The sequence below is a fragment of the Salinibacterium sp. GXW1014 genome, from assembly GCF_044769865.1.
Lineage (GTDB): Bacteria > Actinomycetota > Actinomycetes > Actinomycetales > Microbacteriaceae > Homoserinimonas.
In genome coordinates this window covers 1,957,101-1,973,376 of the sequence record NZ_JBIZWA010000001.1, presented here as the reverse complement: position 1 = coordinate 1,973,376, position 16,276 = coordinate 1,957,101, and the positions used below count along the sequence as shown (strand labels likewise).

15 protein-coding genes are annotated in these 16,276 nt (G+C 69.7%); all 15 read right to left on the bottom strand.

From position 1 onward, the window contains the following. Nucleotides 1–57: 57 nt before the first annotated feature. A complete protein-coding gene (gene mutM / locus ACIQK7_RS09665; protein WP_403023848.1) occupies nucleotides 58–990 on the bottom strand; it encodes a bifunctional DNA-formamidopyrimidine glycosylase/DNA-(apurinic or apyrimidinic site) lyase in 933 nt (310 codons plus the stop codon). 6 nt (nucleotides 991–996) lie between these two features. Further along, a complete protein-coding gene (gene rnc / locus ACIQK7_RS09660; protein ID WP_403023845.1) occupies nucleotides 997–1,707 on the bottom strand; it encodes a ribonuclease III in 711 nt (236 codons plus the stop codon). 21 nt (nucleotides 1,708–1,728) lie between these two features. Continuing rightward, on the bottom strand, nucleotides 1,729–1,932 hold the full coding sequence (rpmF, locus tag ACIQK7_RS09655) for a 50S ribosomal protein L32 (protein WP_147720795.1): 204 nt from the start codon (nucleotides 1,930–1,932) through the stop codon (nucleotides 1,729–1,731). Between the two features lie 2 nt (nucleotides 1,933–1,934). Then, nucleotides 1,935–2,483, bottom strand: a complete 549-nt coding sequence (locus ACIQK7_RS09650; RefSeq protein WP_403023842.1) for a YceD family protein — start codon at nucleotides 2,481–2,483, stop codon at nucleotides 1,935–1,937. 81 nt (nucleotides 2,484–2,564) lie between these two features. Continuing rightward, nucleotides 2,565–3,899 carry an aspartate aminotransferase family protein gene (locus ACIQK7_RS09645; protein WP_403023839.1) on the bottom strand — a complete coding sequence of 445 codons (1,335 nt, stop codon included), beginning with the start codon at nucleotides 3,897–3,899 and terminating at the stop codon, nucleotides 2,565–2,567. 52 nt (nucleotides 3,900–3,951) lie between these two features. Continuing rightward, a complete protein-coding gene (locus tag ACIQK7_RS09640; protein ID WP_403023836.1) occupies nucleotides 3,952–6,135 on the bottom strand; it encodes a transglutaminaseTgpA domain-containing protein in 2,184 nt (727 codons plus the stop codon). Nucleotides 6,136–6,166: 31 nt separating this feature from the next. Further along, complete coding sequence (locus ACIQK7_RS09635; protein WP_403023833.1) at nucleotides 6,167–7,450, bottom strand: DUF58 domain-containing protein; 1,284 nt, start codon at nucleotides 7,448–7,450, stop codon at nucleotides 6,167–6,169. Nucleotides 7,451–7,459: 9 nt separating this feature from the next. Next, nucleotides 7,460–8,458, bottom strand: a complete 999-nt coding sequence (locus ACIQK7_RS09630) for an AAA family ATPase (protein ID WP_403023830.1) — start codon at nucleotides 8,456–8,458, stop codon at nucleotides 7,460–7,462. 73 nt (nucleotides 8,459–8,531) lie between these two features. Then, a complete protein-coding gene (locus ACIQK7_RS09625; RefSeq protein ID WP_403023827.1) occupies nucleotides 8,532–9,524 on the bottom strand; it encodes an iron-siderophore ABC transporter substrate-binding protein in 993 nt (330 codons plus the stop codon). 61 nt (nucleotides 9,525–9,585) lie between these two features. Further along, nucleotides 9,586–10,419: an ABC transporter ATP-binding protein gene (locus ACIQK7_RS09620; protein ID WP_403023824.1), complete on the bottom strand. Its 834-nt coding sequence runs from the start codon at nucleotides 10,417–10,419 to the stop codon at nucleotides 9,586–9,588. Beyond that, a complete protein-coding gene (locus tag ACIQK7_RS09615) occupies nucleotides 10,416–11,465 on the bottom strand; it encodes a FecCD family ABC transporter permease (RefSeq protein WP_403023821.1) in 1,050 nt (349 codons plus the stop codon). The genes ACIQK7_RS09620 and ACIQK7_RS09615 overlap by 4 nt, the downstream gene beginning before the upstream one ends. After that, nucleotides 11,462–12,529, bottom strand: a complete 1,068-nt coding sequence (locus ACIQK7_RS09610) for a FecCD family ABC transporter permease (protein WP_403023818.1) — start codon at nucleotides 12,527–12,529, stop codon at nucleotides 11,462–11,464. The genes ACIQK7_RS09615 and ACIQK7_RS09610 overlap by 4 nt, the downstream gene beginning before the upstream one ends. 1 nt (nucleotide 12,530) lies before the next feature. Continuing rightward, nucleotides 12,531–13,493 carry a siderophore-interacting protein gene (locus ACIQK7_RS09605; protein ID WP_325211086.1) on the bottom strand — a complete coding sequence of 321 codons (963 nt, stop codon included), beginning with the start codon at nucleotides 13,491–13,493 and terminating at the stop codon, nucleotides 12,531–12,533. Nucleotides 13,494–13,544: 51 nt separating this feature from the next. Continuing rightward, nucleotides 13,545–14,036 (bottom strand): pantetheine-phosphate adenylyltransferase, encoded by a 492-nt coding sequence (gene coaD / locus ACIQK7_RS09600; protein ID WP_325211085.1) that lies wholly within the window; start codon nucleotides 14,034–14,036, stop codon nucleotides 13,545–13,547. 27 nt (nucleotides 14,037–14,063) lie between these two features. Beyond that, nucleotides 14,064–16,226, bottom strand: a complete 2,163-nt coding sequence (locus tag ACIQK7_RS09595) for an ATP-dependent DNA helicase RecG (RefSeq protein WP_403023815.1) — start codon at nucleotides 16,224–16,226, stop codon at nucleotides 14,064–14,066. Between the last annotated feature and the right edge of the window lie 50 nt (nucleotides 16,227–16,276).

Here is a 16,276-nt window from a genome sequence, read left to right as displayed (position 1 = left end):
CCGCTGGGGCGGCCCTTCGTCGTTGAGTGGATCCGAGCCGGTCCACAGCGGCCGACGCTAGCGGGGGCGCTGGCAGCGGGGGCAGAAGTGGCTGCCGCGGTTCATGAACTGCTCGCGCACGATGGTCGTGCCGCAGCGCGGGCAGGGCTTGCCCTGCTGGCCATAGGCGTTGAGGGAGTGCGCGAAGTAGCCTGACTCGCCGTTCACGTTGAGGTACTGGGTGTCGAAGCTCGTGCCACCCTCCGCGAGGGCCTTGCGCAGCACGAGCCGCACCTCGTCGAGCAGCCGTCGCGCCCGCATCCGGCTGAGGGTGTCGGCCCGCTCGTCATAATGGATGCGAGCCGCCCACAGCGCCTCGTCGGCGTAGATGTTGCCGATGCCGCTGATGAGCGTCTGGTCAAGCAGGGCGCGCTTGATGCCCGTGCGGCGAGCCGCGAGCCGGGCCAGGAAGCGGCGGTCGTCGAAGTGGTCGTCGAGCGGGTCGCGGGCGATGTGCGAGACCTGCGACGGGATGATGCCGCCGAGCCCGTCGGCTGCGGGCACAAGCGAGTCGATCGCCATCGAACCGAAGATGCGCTGGTCAACGAAATTGAGTCGCAGCGGGCCGTGCTCCGGGTGGACGATGTCGAGACGGATGCGCGTGAGCCGGTCATCCGTCGCCCTCTCTCGCAGCAGCACCTGGCCGCTCATACCGAGATGCACCATGAGGGCTTGCTCACTCGCGCCAGTTGGCCGTATCGCGGGTGCCATGGGGGCAGGTGGGCGTGAGTCGGAAGAGGAGAGTACCTCGAGTGGGATCCAGAGGAACTTGCCCCGTCGCTGCGGTGTGAGCAGACGCTGGCCCGTGAGCCGGTAGATGAAGTCCTCTGACGGGCCCTCGTGGCGGCGGAGCGAACGAGTGTCGAGCACGACGACAGACTCGATTGTGGCGCCGTTCACTGCGGGTTCAAGTCCCGCGCGCACCACCTCGACCTCGGGCAGTTCGGGCATGCGGAATCAGCCGGCCGAGGCCTGGAGGCGCGTCCACGCCTCGAGTGCGGCGGCCATCTCGGCCTGCTTCTTGCTGCTGCCTTCACCAGTGGCAACGTCTTCGTCATCGAGGGTGACGGTCGCGTGGAATCGCTTCAGGTGGTCTGGGCCGCTGTCGACGATCCGATAGGCGGGGGCACCGCGGCCGAGCCGAGCGGCAAGCTCCTGCAGGCTCGTCTTGGGATCCATGGCAGCCCCGAAACGGTCGGGGTCAGCGAGCAGCGGCTCGATCAGGCGCAGCACGAGCGCCGTCGCATCATCGTGGCCAGCGCTCAGGTAGACCGCACCGATGACCGCTTCGACCGTGTCGGCGAGGATCGACGACTTGTCGCGCCCGCCCGTCAGTTCCTCGCCCCGCCCCAGGCGGAGGTAGTCGCCGAGGCCGATGCCGCGCGCGATCTCCGCAAGCGCGGCGCTGCTGACGAGGCTCGACCGTCGCTTCGCGAGGTCACCCTCGTCGCGGTCCGGATGCGAGGTGTAGAGCATGACCGTGACGGCCTGCCCAAGAATTGAATCGCCGAGGAACTCGAGTCGCTCGTTGTGGGCGATGCCACCGTTCTCGTACGCGAAAGAGCGGTGGGTCAGCGCGAGCTCCAAAAGCTCGCTGCTGACATCCACCGCCAGGATTCGCGCGAGGTCGGCCGGATCGCGGCGAGTTGCCGATGCTCCGTCACTCACGACGCGTCACTCACGACGCGATCAGACGTCGGCGACCTTGCGGCCCTTGTACTCCATGTAGAGCGCGGTGCCGGCGGAGTCCTCAACGACCTTGGCGCGGTGCGGGAGGCTGTAGACAACCTTGCCACCCTCGATCGTCTTCACGAGCGCAGGCGCGGTGGCCTTCCACTGGGCACGGCGGGCACGGGTGCTCGCACGGGACATCTTCCGCTTGGGTACTGCCATGGCTATCTCTTCTCTCTGTCAGCGTCGCCATCCGGGCTGTCGCTGAGTGCGTCATTGGTGGTGGCCTCGGTCAGGCCTTCGAGCGCGGCAAGCTTCGCCCACCGGGGATCGATGGGTTCTTCATGCTCATGACCCGGGTTGTCGAGGAGCCGCACCCCACACTGGGGGCACAGGCCGAGGCAATCTTCTTGACAGACCGGTTGGAACGGCAGTGACAAGACCACCGCGTCCCTGACGACCGGTTCAAGATCCACGTGATCATCTTGAACCTGGTACTCGAAAGCTTCATCTTCATCGTAGGCGAAAACCTCTTGGATTTCGACTTCGACCGGGAGGGACACCTCCGTGAGGCACCGCACGCACTCGCCCTTGGCCACCGAGTCGACCTCGGCCGTGACGAGGATGCCGTCGTGGAGCGACTCGAGTCGCGCCTCGGCGTGGATGGTCTCCCCCGGTTCGACAGCGATGACGGCATTGCCGAGGCGCTCGGTGACGGGCGCCTCACGCGAGACCTCGCGCATCTCGCCGGGACGGCGCGCCAGGTCGAGCACGCTGATGCTCAGGGGGGAACGGTTGTGGTGTATCACCCGAAGAGTCTACCGCCCGGGGCGGCATGGCCCCTGAGCAGGGGCTCAGTCTGCGGCCTGCCCCACGGCGGTGAGCGCCTCATCGAGCAGCGCCAGGCCTCGTGCCACCTCGGCGGGGGTCACGATGCACGGTGGCACGACGTGGATGCGATTGTCGACCGTGAACGGCAGCAGGCCGCGATCGAGGAGCGTCGACTTGAGCGACGCCATGACCTGTGGCGAGACGGGCTCCCGTGTGCCGCGGTCACGCACGAGCTCGATCGCCCAGAACACGCCGCGACCGCGCACCTCCCCGATCATGGGGTGCGCGTCCTGCAGGGCCTGCAGGCCCGGGCGCAGGTGCTCATCCCCGACCTCCCGAGCGTGCTCGACGATCCGCTCGGCCTTCATGGCGTCGATCGTCGCGACGATCGCGCCCATGGCGAGCGGATGCCCCGAGTAGGTGAGCCCGCCGGGGAATACCCGCTCGTCGAAGGCTGAGGCGATGGCATCCGTCATCATGACGCCGCCCGCGGGAACGTAGCCGGAGTTCACTCCCTTGGCGAAGGTCACGAGGTCTGGCACGACCGAGTCGCGCCCGTCACCGAAATCGCCGCGGAAGGCGAGCCACTCGCCCGCGCGTCCGAAGCCACACATGACCTCATCGAGGATGAGGGCGATTCCGTGCTTCTCAGTCAGTTCGCGCACGCCGCGCAGGTAGCCGGGAGGCGGCACGAGCACACCCGCCCCGCCGGGGACGGTCTCGAGCAGCACGGCCGCGATCGTGCCGGGCCCCTCGCTCTCGATGACGCGCCGCAGGTGTTGGAGCGCACGCTCCGACTCCTCCTCGGGGCTCGACGCCCAGAACTCACTGCGATAGAGGTACGGGCCGAAGAAGTGCACGTGGCCGCGTGAGTACTCGTTGGGGAGGCGCCGCCAGTCCCCCGTTGCGGCGATCGCGGCGCCCGTATTGCCATGGTAGGAGCGATACGCCGACAGGACCTTGTCGCGACCCGTCGTGAGGCGGGCGAGGCGGATCGCATTCTCGACGGCATCCGCGCCAGCGTTCGTGAAGAAGACCTTGCTGAACGCGCCACCCGCAACGTCGAGGATGCGCTTTGCCGCCTCGCCTCTCGCAAGGGTCGCGTGCTGTGGCGCGACGGTCGCGAGTTCCTGGGCCTGGCGGGTGATCGCCTCGACGACGGCCGGATGCTGGTGTCCGATGTTGGTGTTGACGAGCTGGCTCGAGAAGTCGAGATAGCGACGACCCTCGTAGTCCCACACCGTGCTGCCCTCGCCGCCCGCGATCGCGAGCGGGGCCAGCGAGCCTTGGGTGCTCCACGAGTGGAACACGTGCGCTCGGTCAAGACCGACAACCTGGGAATTCGTACGGGCGCTCATGACGCCACGCTATCGGCACGCGGCCGAGCGCGGGACGAGGCGCATCCGTCACTCAGGAGATGGCGCCGATGATCCGCTCCACGAGCGTGCGCGGCCACAGCACCGCGGCAAGACGCTGGGCGGGCGGCGCCGAGCGCCAGAGCGCCGACACGACGCTCTGCGCCTCGGATGACACGGATGCCTCGGCACGAGCGCCAGCGGGCGCGTAGCTCTCCCGCTCGAGCGCGTCGAGCAGGGCCGAGAGCGCGCGCGGAGCGCCCGCGCTCGACCCGAGGACCGCGGCATTCTCGCGAGGTGTCGACGTCGAGGCGACCTCGAGCCCGAGGTCGCGCGAGAACTCCATGACCTCCCGCCAGGCGACGGCGGCACTGCCGCCGCGACGCACCCGCGCAAGGCGACGGGAGCGTTGCAAGGCGCGCACAATCGCCGGGACGAGTGCGAGCACCAGCAGCGCCGCCAGCACGTAGACGACCGGCGGGATGGAGATGCGGGTCTCCTCTGGGCCGGCGCCGAGACCGCCCACGTCGCCACGGTCGGGCGCGGCCGGTGCACTCGCGCTCGGGATCGGCGCCGCGACATCCGGCGCCTCATCGGGGGCATCGTCGAGCTCCTCGAGCGCAGCGGGCTCGGCATAGTCGGCGGGCTCACCGCGGGTCGTCGTCGGCTCGAAGGGAACCCAGCCGATGCCCTCGAAATAGAGTTCAGGCCACGCATGCAACTCGTCTGAGGTCACGACCCACTGGCGCGAGGCATCCGAGACCCTCTGGCCGGTCTCCTCCCCCGGGAGGAAGCCGAGTGCGATGCGTGACGGGATGCCAAGGGTGCGGGCCATGAACGCCATCGCCGAAGCGAACTGCACGCAGTAGCCGCTCCGCACCTCGAGGAACGCGGCGACCGCGCCCGCGCTCGTGTCGTCGTAGCCCTCCCGCTGGGGCGCGAACTCCGAGTACTCGAAGTCGCCTTCCTCGCGCAGGAACTCCTGCAGCGCGAGCGCGCGCTCGTAGTTGGTCGCGGTGCCCGCCGTGACGGATACCGCGGTCTCGGTGATGAGCGAGGGCCACGAGGCATCCGGAATGGCCAGTGCGGCGATCTCCTCGGGCACCACCGTGCCGGCGTCTTGCAGTTGCTGCGGCGTCGGCCGCAGGAGCATCGACTCGACCTCGTACTGCTCGCCCCTCACGCTGCGACCCTCCGTACGGAGCGCCTGGGCGCGCGTGTCCCAGACCGCGTTCGCCCTGAGGCCGTCGACCGACACCGCAGGATAGGGCACCGGCACCCAGCCGCCACCGAGAGAATCCACGCTCACGGTCGTGACCTCGCGCTCACGCAGGACGTCAGGGCTCAGCCCGGGTGGGGCGGGCGCCTCGTCTGGGCCGTCGCCCAACTCGGGCGGGTCGGCAACCGACCACCCATCCTCCGTGAGACTGTCGAGCGCGGTGAGGCGGAAGTAGTGCCCCTTGCCGGAGCGGGACGAGTAGCGCAGGGCCGTGATGGTCTCCTCGCGTCGAAGGTCCTCACCCAGCGTCACGACCGGATTGACTCCAGAGCGGATCGAGTTGCCCGGCCCGGAGCCGGTGATCTCGCGGGCCGATGGCAGCGGCAGGACGACCGCGGCGACAAGCGCGGCAGCGATGCTCGCGGCGAGCACAGCAACGACATCCCAGCCCCGCCTGCCTCGCCCAGGCCGCGATGCCGCCAACACGAGCAGCCACGAGATGGCCGCCACGATGACCCAGGAGACGTCGTCGAGTGGAACGATGAACGCCGGTACGACGGCGACTGGCACGAGGAGTAGGCCGGTCAGCGCGGGGCGTCTCAGTGCCACTGCCACGAGATCGCACAGCAGCGCGGCGACGGCACTGCCGGCGCTGAAGAGGAGGATCACTCCGGGATCAGCGAGCGCCGGCGCCTCCTGCGCGGCGAGGGAGCCGACCCCCTCGGCACCGAGGTCGAACAGGGCACGGAAGGTGTCGAATGTCGGCAGGCCGAAGAAGGTCGTCCCCGCCACGGAGCCGATCGACACCGTTACGAGAGCGGCGAACGCCGCGGCGGCGGTCGGGAGCGCGCGAATCAGACGGACGCGCGGGGTGGTCTCGAGCAGCCCACGGGTCGCAGCCGCGGCACCCAGCACGATCGTCGAGGTGAGGGCGATCGCCAACCACCAGTCGTTGCCGCGCAACACCGCGTTGTACGACGCGAATGCGAGCGGAATCGCGAGCGCAAGCGCGGAGGACACCCGCCATGGTGGCGCGTGTCGCCCCGGGCGCTCAGCCCGCGTCACGATGCATCCTCTGGTTCTGGGCGAGCCGCCACGCCTCCTCGACCGGGGTGCGCGCCGATACTGGGATGCACAGCCACCCCGCTGCGGCCAGGCGCTCGAGGGCGAAGCCGGGGACGGATGTCGGCAGCCAGGCGATCGCCTCGTCGTACGCCGAGCGGGCGGCGATGAGGTCGGCAATCGTGTCGTCGTCGAGGTCGCCGAGCACAGCGAAGGCCGAGCCGAGACGCGCGCTCGCCTGGCGGCCGGACGGCACGAGGGTCACTCCCGTCGTGCGCGCGAAGGGCGTCAGGGCGACGCGCGCGAGGCCGGCGAGCGAAGGGCCGGCAGCCACCGGCAGCTGCGGCACCCCCGTCTCCAGGAGGTGCACGCGGAAGCCCTGGGCATCGAGGTGCACGGCGAGCGAGGCTGCCATCGACACGCACCATTCAAAGGATTCGCTGCGGTCGGAATCGCCCGAGTCGACATCCGGATGCCCGCTACGCCGCGTTTCGAGCAGCACTGTCACCTCGGCGGCGCTGCGCTGCTCCTCCTGGCGCACCATGAGCTCGCCGTGCCGTGCCGAGGCCCTCCAGTGCACGCGCCGCAGGGGGTCGCCGACCCGGTAGACGCGGGTCGTGAGTTCGTGCTCGCCGCCCGTCGCCCGGTGGTCGGCTCGGTGTGCCTGCCCGTCGGCGCGTCGTGGTGTCGACAGCGACTCCTCCAGCTCCGCGACGCGAGGGAACACCGTGAGCGCGGTCGAGTCGCCCGCGACGACCGTCGCCGATGCGAGACCGAAGGGATCCATGACCGTGACGCGGGCGGGTCCGATCTCGAAATCGCCCCTGCGCGGCGGCACGAAGTCCCACGTGACCGTGACGCTGCGGTGCACGTCACCCCAGCGGCCTCGGAGCAGGGGCAACTCGGCCGGCGAGCTGGCACCTGCAACCCGTCGGGCGAGCATCCCCGCGGGCGAGTGCCACGACCATTCGTCTGTCCAGGTGGCCTGCCCCACCGCCTGCAGCGCACGATTGGCGACGTCGATCTGCACCGGCACGGGATGCCCCGGCATGGCCCGCTCGGCGCCGAAGGAGCGGTGCACGGCAAGTGACGGCCGACGGTGCCGTGCGGCGAGGGCGGATGCCACGACCGCGGCGAGGAGCAGGATCGACACGAGGAACAGGGCGTCGATGCCGACCGAGTACGCCACCACAAGCCCCACGACTCCGGCAGCGAGCAGGGCCCTTCCCCGCCAGGTCAGCGACACTCCCTCTCTCGGCGGTCGACGGCGCATGGGGCTCCCTTAGAGCCGAGTGTCGGATGCGATGGGCACCGGCGTCGCGCTGACAATGCGGCGAACGATCGCCTCAGAGACGGAGACCGAGGAGGAGCCCGAGGCCTGCCCGGAGGGGATGACCCTGTGGGCCAGCACCGGCACCGCGAGTGCGTCGATGTCGTCGGGAAGCACGAAGTCCCGGCCGTCGAGTGCGGCTCTTGACTTCGCTGCGCGCACGAGGTGAAGGGTGCCGCGCGGGCTCGCCCCGAGGCGGAGTTCGGAGTCGAGCCGCGTCGCCTGGGCGATCGCGACGGTGTAACGCTCCACGGCGGGCGCGACGTAGACGGCCCGCACGGTCGCGATCATCTGCAGCAAGTCGTCAAGCGAGACGACGGGCGCGAGGAGGTCGAGCGGGCTCGAGGTCTCCCGCGTGCGCAGCATCGCCTGCTCGGCCGCCTCATCCGGGTAACCCATCGAGATGCGCACCATGAAGCGGTCGCGCTGCGCCTCGGGAAGCGGGTAGGTGCCATCCATCTCGATCGGGTTCTGGGTGGCGACGACGGTGAACGGTTGCCGAAGCGGATGCGAGTGGCCATCGACCGTGACCTGGCGCTCCTCCATGCTCTCGAGCATCGCCGACTGGGTCTTGGGGCTCGCGCGGTTGATCTCATCGCCGATCACGATGTTGGCGAAGATGGGCCCGGGCGTGAACTCAAAACTGTGGTCAGTCTGGTTGTAGACGGAGACGCCGGTGATGTCTGAGGGCAGCAGGTCTGGCGTGAACTGGATGCGACTGACCGAGCAGTCGACCGAGCGGGCGAGCGCTCGCGCCAGCATCGTCTTGCCGACGCCCGGCACATCCTCGATCAGGAGGTGCCCCTCCGCGAGCAGCGTCGCGAGTGCCAACTCCACCGCGCTGCGCTTGCCGTCGATGACCCGCTCGATACTCGACAGGATCTGCTCACCAAGTTCTTCGAATCGGCCAGCGGGCATGATGGCGGGAACCGGCGCGGCGTCGTTCAGCATCGAGCATCACCTCTTCTCAGGTGAGTCTCGCACACGCTGCCGACGCCGCGCACGGTCCCATTCCTGGGGATTGTTACTCGAGGTTCGAGGCGGCTTCCGAGATCAGGGTGACGTAGTCCTCGACGCCCCAGGCGAGCGAGAGCGGGCTCGGCGGCGACACCGAGGAGATGAGGGATTCCCCGACGATGGTCGCGACGGAACCGCGCGCGACGGCGGGAATCGACTGGGCGTAGGGCTGGGCGAGGAAGGCATCGGCCTCCTCTTGCGTCGTCGCGTAGTTCACGACGATGTCGGCCTCGAGCAGGTCGAGCTGTTCGTAGCTGAGTGTGTAGTAGAAGGTCGATTCGCCGTTCGCGAGTTCGTCGACCGCCGGGGCGTTCTCGAGGCCCAGGTCGAAGAGGAACTCAACGCGCGGGTCGGCGGCGCGGTAGACGTAGAAGACTCCGGCGCCGTCCCAGATGGCGGCCACGGTGCGGCCCTTGAGTTCCGGATGCGCGGCGGCCTGCTCCGCGACAGCCTTCTCGGCGTCAGCGATGACCTCCTCCGCCTCCTCGGCGAGGCCGAGCGACTCGCCGACGATGCGCACGACGTCGCGCCACGGGGTGGTCCACGCCTCCTCGGGGTATACGACGGTCGGCGCGATGTCGGAGAGGAGCTCGTACTGTTCCTGGGTGATGCCGGAGTAGGGCGCGAGGATGACCTCGGGCTCGAGCTCGAGGATCTCCTCGTAGGCGGGCTCCTCCGCGCTTGTCGGGAAGACGGTCGGCATCTCGGCGCCCATCCGCTCGATCTCCTCGGCGACCCACGGCACGACGCGATCCTCATTGCCGCCGTAGACCTGTTCCTCGATGCCGACGGGCACGAGGCCCAGGGAGAGCACCGCCTCGGTGCTGCCCCATCCGATCGTCACGATGCGCTCGACACCCTCGGGAACCGTCGTCTCGCCGAAGGCGTGCGTGATGGTGTTGCCGTCGGCAGCATCGCCGCCATTGTCGCCCCCACCCGTGGCGCAGCCGGTGAGGGTGAGCGCTGCGACGGTGAGCAGGGCGAGAGTCGTTCTCTTCACGTGGGGGTCTCCTGGGTGGTGGGGGTGGTGGTGGATGGATGGTTCAGTGCTGGCCAATGGTTCAGTGGGCCTGCGGCACGGAGGCCTCGGTGAGCGGATGCGCGCGGCTCAGCGGCACGACCATGGGCGAGCCCGCGACGGGGTCAACCATGATGTGCGCGTCGAGCGCGAACGCGAGGCGCACGGTCTCGGCTGTGATGACCTCCGGGGGCACACCGGAGGCGACGACTGCACCGCCCGCCATGACGACGACGTGGTCGGCGTAGCGTGCCGCCATGTTGAGGTCGTGGAGCACCATGACGACCGTCGTGCCCTTCGTCCGGTTGAGCGAGTGCAACAGGTCGAGCACTTCGAGCTGGTGCGTGACGTCGAGGTAGGTCGTGGGTTCGTCGAGCAGCAGGATGTCGGGGTCCTGCGCGAGGGCCATGGCGATCCAGGCGCGCTGCCGCTGGCCACCCGAGAGGGACTCGACGGGACGATCGGCGAGCTCGATGCAGTCGGTGGCCGTGAGCGCCTCGAGCGCGATGCGGTCGTCGTCGCTCGAGCGGCGGCCGAACCAGCCCTGGTGCGGATAGCGGCCGCGGGCGACGAGCTCGGCGACCGTGATGCCCTCGGGTGCGATCGGAGACTGCGGGAGGATGCCGACGACCCTCGCAAACTCACGCCCCGAGTAGGAGCGGATGTCGCGCTCATCGAGCAGCACCCGCCCTTGCGCCGGGGCGAGGATGCGCGCGAGCGTGCGCAGCAGGGTCGACTTGCCGCTGGCATTCGCGCCGACGATGACCGTCACCTGTCCAGCGGGGATCTCGATGTCCAGCCCGTCGATGACGACATGCGAGTCGTAGGCGACGCGGAGCCCCTCCGCGCGGAAGCTGTGGTCGGGGGTGCGGGTCATGCGTTTCGCCTTCCGCGGTGTGATGTGGCGAGCAGCCACAGGAGGTAGGGGGCGCCGATGATGCCTGTCACGATGCCGGCGGGCACCACCACGCCGGGGATGAGGGTCGACGCGGCGAAGTCAGCGAAGGTCACGACGATCGCGCCGATCAGCGCCGCCGGGATGATGGCGAGGTGCGCACCTCCCACGAGCCTGCGCGCGATGGGGGCGGAGACGAAGGCCACAAATGCGAGGGGGCCGGCGTAGGCGGTGGCGACCGCCGTGAGGGCGACGGCAACAGCGAGCACGCTGTAACGGGCGGAGGCGACCCGGAGCCCGAGGCCCGTCGCCGTGTCGTCACCGAGCTGGAGGGTGCGGATGCGCGGCACGAGCGGCGCGAGGAACACCAGCAGCGGCAGGAGCGTCACGGCGATGACCCCGATGCCGTCCCAGCGTGCCCCCGCGACACCGCCCACCGTCCAGGCGAGGGCCGCGACAGCCTCCTGCTCGTCGGCGCGCGTGAGGAGATAGCCGATGACGGACTGCGCAAGGAACGCGAAGCCGACCCCGACCAGCACGAAGCGGTAGCCGGAGAGCCCCTCCCTCGAGGCGAGCAGCGTGATCGCGAGCGCAACCGCGACGGCGCCGCCGAAGGCCAGCAGCGAGACCATCGCCCCGCTCACGCCGAGGATGAGGATGCCGAACGCAGCGGCGGCGCTCGCCCCGCCACTGATGCCGATGATGTCGGGGCTCGCGAGCGGGTTTCGCAACAGCGTCTGGAAGAGGGCGCCCGCGATGCCGAACGCGACCCCCGCGAGCACGCCCAGCACGATGCGCGGCAGCCGGAGGCGGAAGAGCACGAAGGCATCCTTCGACTCTCCTGCGCCCAACAGCGTCGGCAGGACGCGCTCCGGGCCGATCGGGTAGGCGCCCGTGCCGAGCGAGATCGCGACGATCACGGCCAACAGCACCGCGAGCACGCCGCTCACGAGGGCCACCCTGCGCGCGAGCCGGCGGCGGCCCGCCGGCAGCGTGGGAGCGATCGGACGGGCGAGCGCGGTTGTCACAGTGCGCGTCCCTTCACTCGGCGCACGAGCGCGACCAGGACGGGCACCCCGATGACGGCGATCACGAGCCCGACCTCAAGCTCGGAGGGTTGCACGATGAGACGTCCGACGACATCGGCGAGCAGCACGAGGAGTGGCCCCAAGACGACCGCGTAGGCCAGCATCCACCGGTAGTCGGTGCCGACGATCGCGCGTGCGATGTGCGGCACGACGAGTCCCACAAAGACGAGCGGCCCGGCAAGCGCCGTCGCGGTGCCGCACAGGAGCACGATCGCGACGGCGGAAAGCCCACGCGTGAGCGCCGCGTTGTGGCCAAGTCCCTTCGCGACGTCGTCGCCGAAGGCGAGGAGCGTGAGGTCCCGACCCACGAACAGGGCGAGCAGGAGCCCGATGAGAATGAAGGGCCACAGCATCCCGAGCATGTCGATGCCGCGCCCCGCGAGCGAACCGACCTGCCAGAAGCGGAAGGTGTTCAGGGTCTGCACATCGGTGATGATGAGCAGGGTCACGATCGACGTCGAGACGGCCGCGATCGCCATGCCGGCCAGCGCGAGCGTCACGGGAGTCGCGCCGTCGCGCGCGAGCGTGCCGATGAAGTACACGAGCGCTGCCGTCGCCGCCGCCCCCGCGAACGCGAACCAGATGAAGCCGAAGGGCGAGGTCACGCCGAAGAGCGCGATCGCGATGACGACGAAGAGCGAGGCGCCCGCATTGATGCCGAGGAGCCCCGGGTCGGCGAGGGGGTTGCGGGTCACCCCTTGCATGAGGCATCCGGCCACCGCGAGGGCCAGCCCGACGAGCGCACCGATCACGGTGCGGGGCACGCGAAGTTCGCGCACGACCGTGTGGAGGGGATTCGTGGGGTCTGGCTGCGTGAGCGCTGCGAACACCTCGACGAGCGGAGTCCCCCGCGTGCCGAGGGCAAGGCTCGCCACGATCACGAGGAGCAGCGCGACGAGGCTCGCCGCGAGACCGACGATGCGCCGCGGCCCGCGTGAGCGCCCGCGAACGGGCTCCATCGCGTCGGACGCCCCCGCGGCGGGCGTCCTGGCCGTCGTGGTCACGCTACTGCCGCTCGGAGAGACCGAGGCGCCAGTACCCCATGAATGCGATGCGCTTGCGGTCGATGCCCGTCTCGCTCACGAGGAAGCGCCGCAGGGACTTGATGACGGATGATTCACCGGCGAGCCAGCCGTAGAATCCCGCCTCGGCGCGCTCGGGAGACTCCCACAGCAGCTCGGAGTCGACGTCGACCTCGTTGACCGCCTGCGCGACCGCCGCGCGGGCACGCTCGATGACGAGTGGGTTCTCGGCCACCCAGGCGCGCACGGCCGGGTCGAGAAGGCTGCCGTGTGCACGCCCGTCTCGGGGCAGCCAGGTGACTGTGACGCCGTCGTGGGCGTCGATGGGAAGCATGTCGGCCGCATCCGGCACCTCGATGAAGGCACGAGCGCGCGCGCCGACGGGCAGGGACTCCAGGATGCTGCAGATGGCGGGTGTGGCTGTCTCGTCACCGATCAGCAGGTACTCGCTCGCATCGCCGGGGTGCCAGTCGATGCCGACTGCCGAGTCGATGCTGAAACGGTCGGGCCCCACGATGATGAGGGAGTCGCCCACGGATGCGCGCGAGAGCCACCTGGATGCGGGACCGCCGTCGGGGTGAAGCACCATGTCGACGTCGATCTCGCGCAGCTCGGGCCGGGATGCGCGGATCGTGTAGGTGCGGAAGGGTGCGCGCACCTCATCCGGAAGCTCGCGCCACCGGGAATACCAGCTGCCATCGGCGATGACCGAGGGGTCTTGGGCGCCGACGTCGCAGTGCTCGCCGCTGGCAGGGCCAGCTTCGAGGGGGAAGAGCAGCTTGATGCGTTGGTCAAGCCCGTCAGTGCCGAAGTCACTGAGCGCCTCACCTGAGAACGTGACTCGCACGAAGTGCGGGCTGAGTCGCTCGAGCGCGGACACCGCGACCACATAGGGGCGGTAGGCGGGACGCGCATCCTTCTCGACCGCGAGAGGCAAGGTAAGCATTACCTAAGTATGGCATGCCTAACTCCTCGACGCGAGAGGTTTTTTCGCGGCCTACTGCGAGCGCGGAGTCTGCAGGAACTCGGCGACGGCCTTCGGCACGTAGGGGGCAACGTCGCCACCGAGGGCGGCGACCTGCCGCACGAGCGAGCTCGACACGTGCGCGTGCGCCGGGTCGGGCAGCAGGAAGACCGTCTCGACGCCCGCGAGATTGCGGTTGACGATCGCCATGGGGGTCTCGTAGGAGACATCGACGCTCGAGCGCACGCCCTTGACGAGCACGCTCGCACCGACATCCGTGCAGTAGTCGACGAGGAGGCCGACCATCCAGGAGGTAACCCGGATGTTGCTCGGCAGTCCGGCATCGGCGATCGACTTCTCTATCAGGCTGACGCGCTGCGCGACGGGCAGCAGCGCCGTCTTGTCGGGGTTGTGCACGACAAGCACGTGTATCTCGTCAAAGAGACCCGCGGCACGCTCGATGACATCGAGGTGCCCCCTCGTGACGGGGTCGAATGATCCGGGGACGACGGCGATCCTGGGCATACGAACAAGCCTAGTGGGCACGATGCCTCAGCCCTGAGACATGAACTCCCGTGCGCTCTCGTCGAGTCGGCGATCGAGCGCCTCTCTCAGCGCCGGATGCCCGACCAGGGTCGGATCCTGCGCCAGCGTCTGCTCGGCCACCGCGCGCGCCTCCGTGATGAGGCCGGCATCCTTCGCCACGCGCAGGAGCCGCAGGCTCGAACGCCCGCCCGACTGCACACTACCGAGCACATCGCCCTCCTGGCGCAGCTCGAGGTCCTTCTCGGCAAGCTCGAAGCCGTCGAGGGTGGATGCGACGGCCTCGACCCGGTCGCGAGCGAGCGAGCCCGTCTCCGCCGAGGTGACCATGAGGCAGAGGCCGGGCAGGCCGCCGCGGCCGACCCGCCCGCGCAGCTGGTGGAGCTGGGAGACGCCGAAGCGGTCGGCGTCGAGGATGACCATGGTGGAGGCATTCGGCACATCCACGCCGACCTCGATGACGGTCGTCGCGACCAGCACGTCGATGTCACCCGCGGCGAAGGCGCGCATGATGGAGTCCTTCTCCTCCCCTGGCATCCTGCCGTGCAGCGCCGCGATGCGGGCCGAGGCGAGGACGGGGTTGGCGCTGAGCTCCTCCGAGACTCCCGCGACCGTTGCCGGCTTCGACGCCGGCCCTTCCTGGGCCTCGGGTTCCTCCTCGGATTCCTCGCGCGATGCCGCATCGATGGCCGGGCACACGACGAAGGCCTGCCGGCCCTGCGCGAGCTCCTCTGCCACGCGCTGCCAGACGCGTGCCATCCATCCCGGCTTCTCCGCGACGGGAACGACGTGTGACTCGATCGGCACGCGACCCGAGGGCAGCTGCGCGATCGTCGACACGTCGAGGTCGCCGAAGACCGTCATCGCGACCGTGCGCGGGATCGGCGTTGCGGTGAGCACGAGCACGTGCGGCGGCACGGCGCCCTTGCGACGCAGGGCCTCGCGCTGGGCGACCCCGAAGCGGTGCTGCTCGTCGACCACGACGAGGCCGAGGTCGAAGAACTCGACCGAACCGCTCATGAGGGCGTGTGTGCCCACGATGATGTGGGCGCTCCCCGAGACGGCCGCGAGCGTGGCCCGGCGACGGTCGGCCGCGGGCATCTGCCCCGTGATGAGCGTCGGCCGAAGCTTCGCGGCGAGGTCCGGGCCGAGGGATGCGACGATCGAGCGCAGGTGCTGGGCCGCAAGCACCTCGGTTGGCGCCAGAAGGGCCGACTGCCCGCCGGATTCGGCGACGGCGAGCATGGCCCGCAGGGCCACCAGGGTCTTGCCGGAGCCGACCTCACCCTGCACGAGACGGTTCATGGGAACGGGCTGCGCAAGGTCTGCTGAGATCGCCTCGCCCACCGTCACCTGGTCATCCGTGCGCTGGAAGGGCAGCGCGGCGTCGAAACGCTCGAGGAGGCCGCCCGGCTCGGCACTGCGGGCTGTCGCCTGCCGTGAGCGCAGGGCCGCCCGCTGCTCGAGCAGCGCGGCCTGCAGCACGAACGCCTCTTGGAAGCGGAGCGCCTTGCGCGCGGCCCGCCACTCGATGTCCTTCGTGGGGCGATGGATGAGTTCGAGCGCCCGACGGTAGTCCATCAACGTGCGCTCCTTGCGCACGGATGCCGGCACCGGGTCGGCAATGGGCGGCAACGTGTCGAGCACGACGCCGACCGCCTTGCCGATCTGCCACGACGGCACGGTCGCGGTCGCCGGGTAGATCGGCACGGGCTGTTCCGCCCACGCGCGATATGCCTCCGTGTCGCCACCCGGGGCATCCGCGTCGAAGAGTTCATAGTCGGGATGCGCGAGCTGCAGGCTGCCCCGATAGTCGCCGACCTTGCCCGTGAAGATGCCACGCACGCCGGGCCGCAGGTCTTTGGCCCGCCACGCCTGGTTGAAGAACGTCAGCGAGAGGATGCCCTTGCCATCGCTGATGCGCACCTCGAGGATCGAGCCGCGACGGTTGCGCATCGAGCGCTCCCGGGCGTCGAGCACCTCGGCGACGATCGTGACGTTCTCGTCGACGGGAAGGGCACCAAGCTCGGTGAGCTCGCCGCGGAGGGCGTAGCGCCTCGGGTAGTGCGCAAGCAGGTCACCGACGGTCTCGAGCCCCAGGTTGCGCGCGAACGACTGCGCTGTGCGTCCACCCAGCGCGGACGAGAGCTTGGCGTCGAGCGGCGATCCCACGCAACGAGCGTACCGTCGACCCCCGTCAACACCGCGTCCTGGCAGCCATG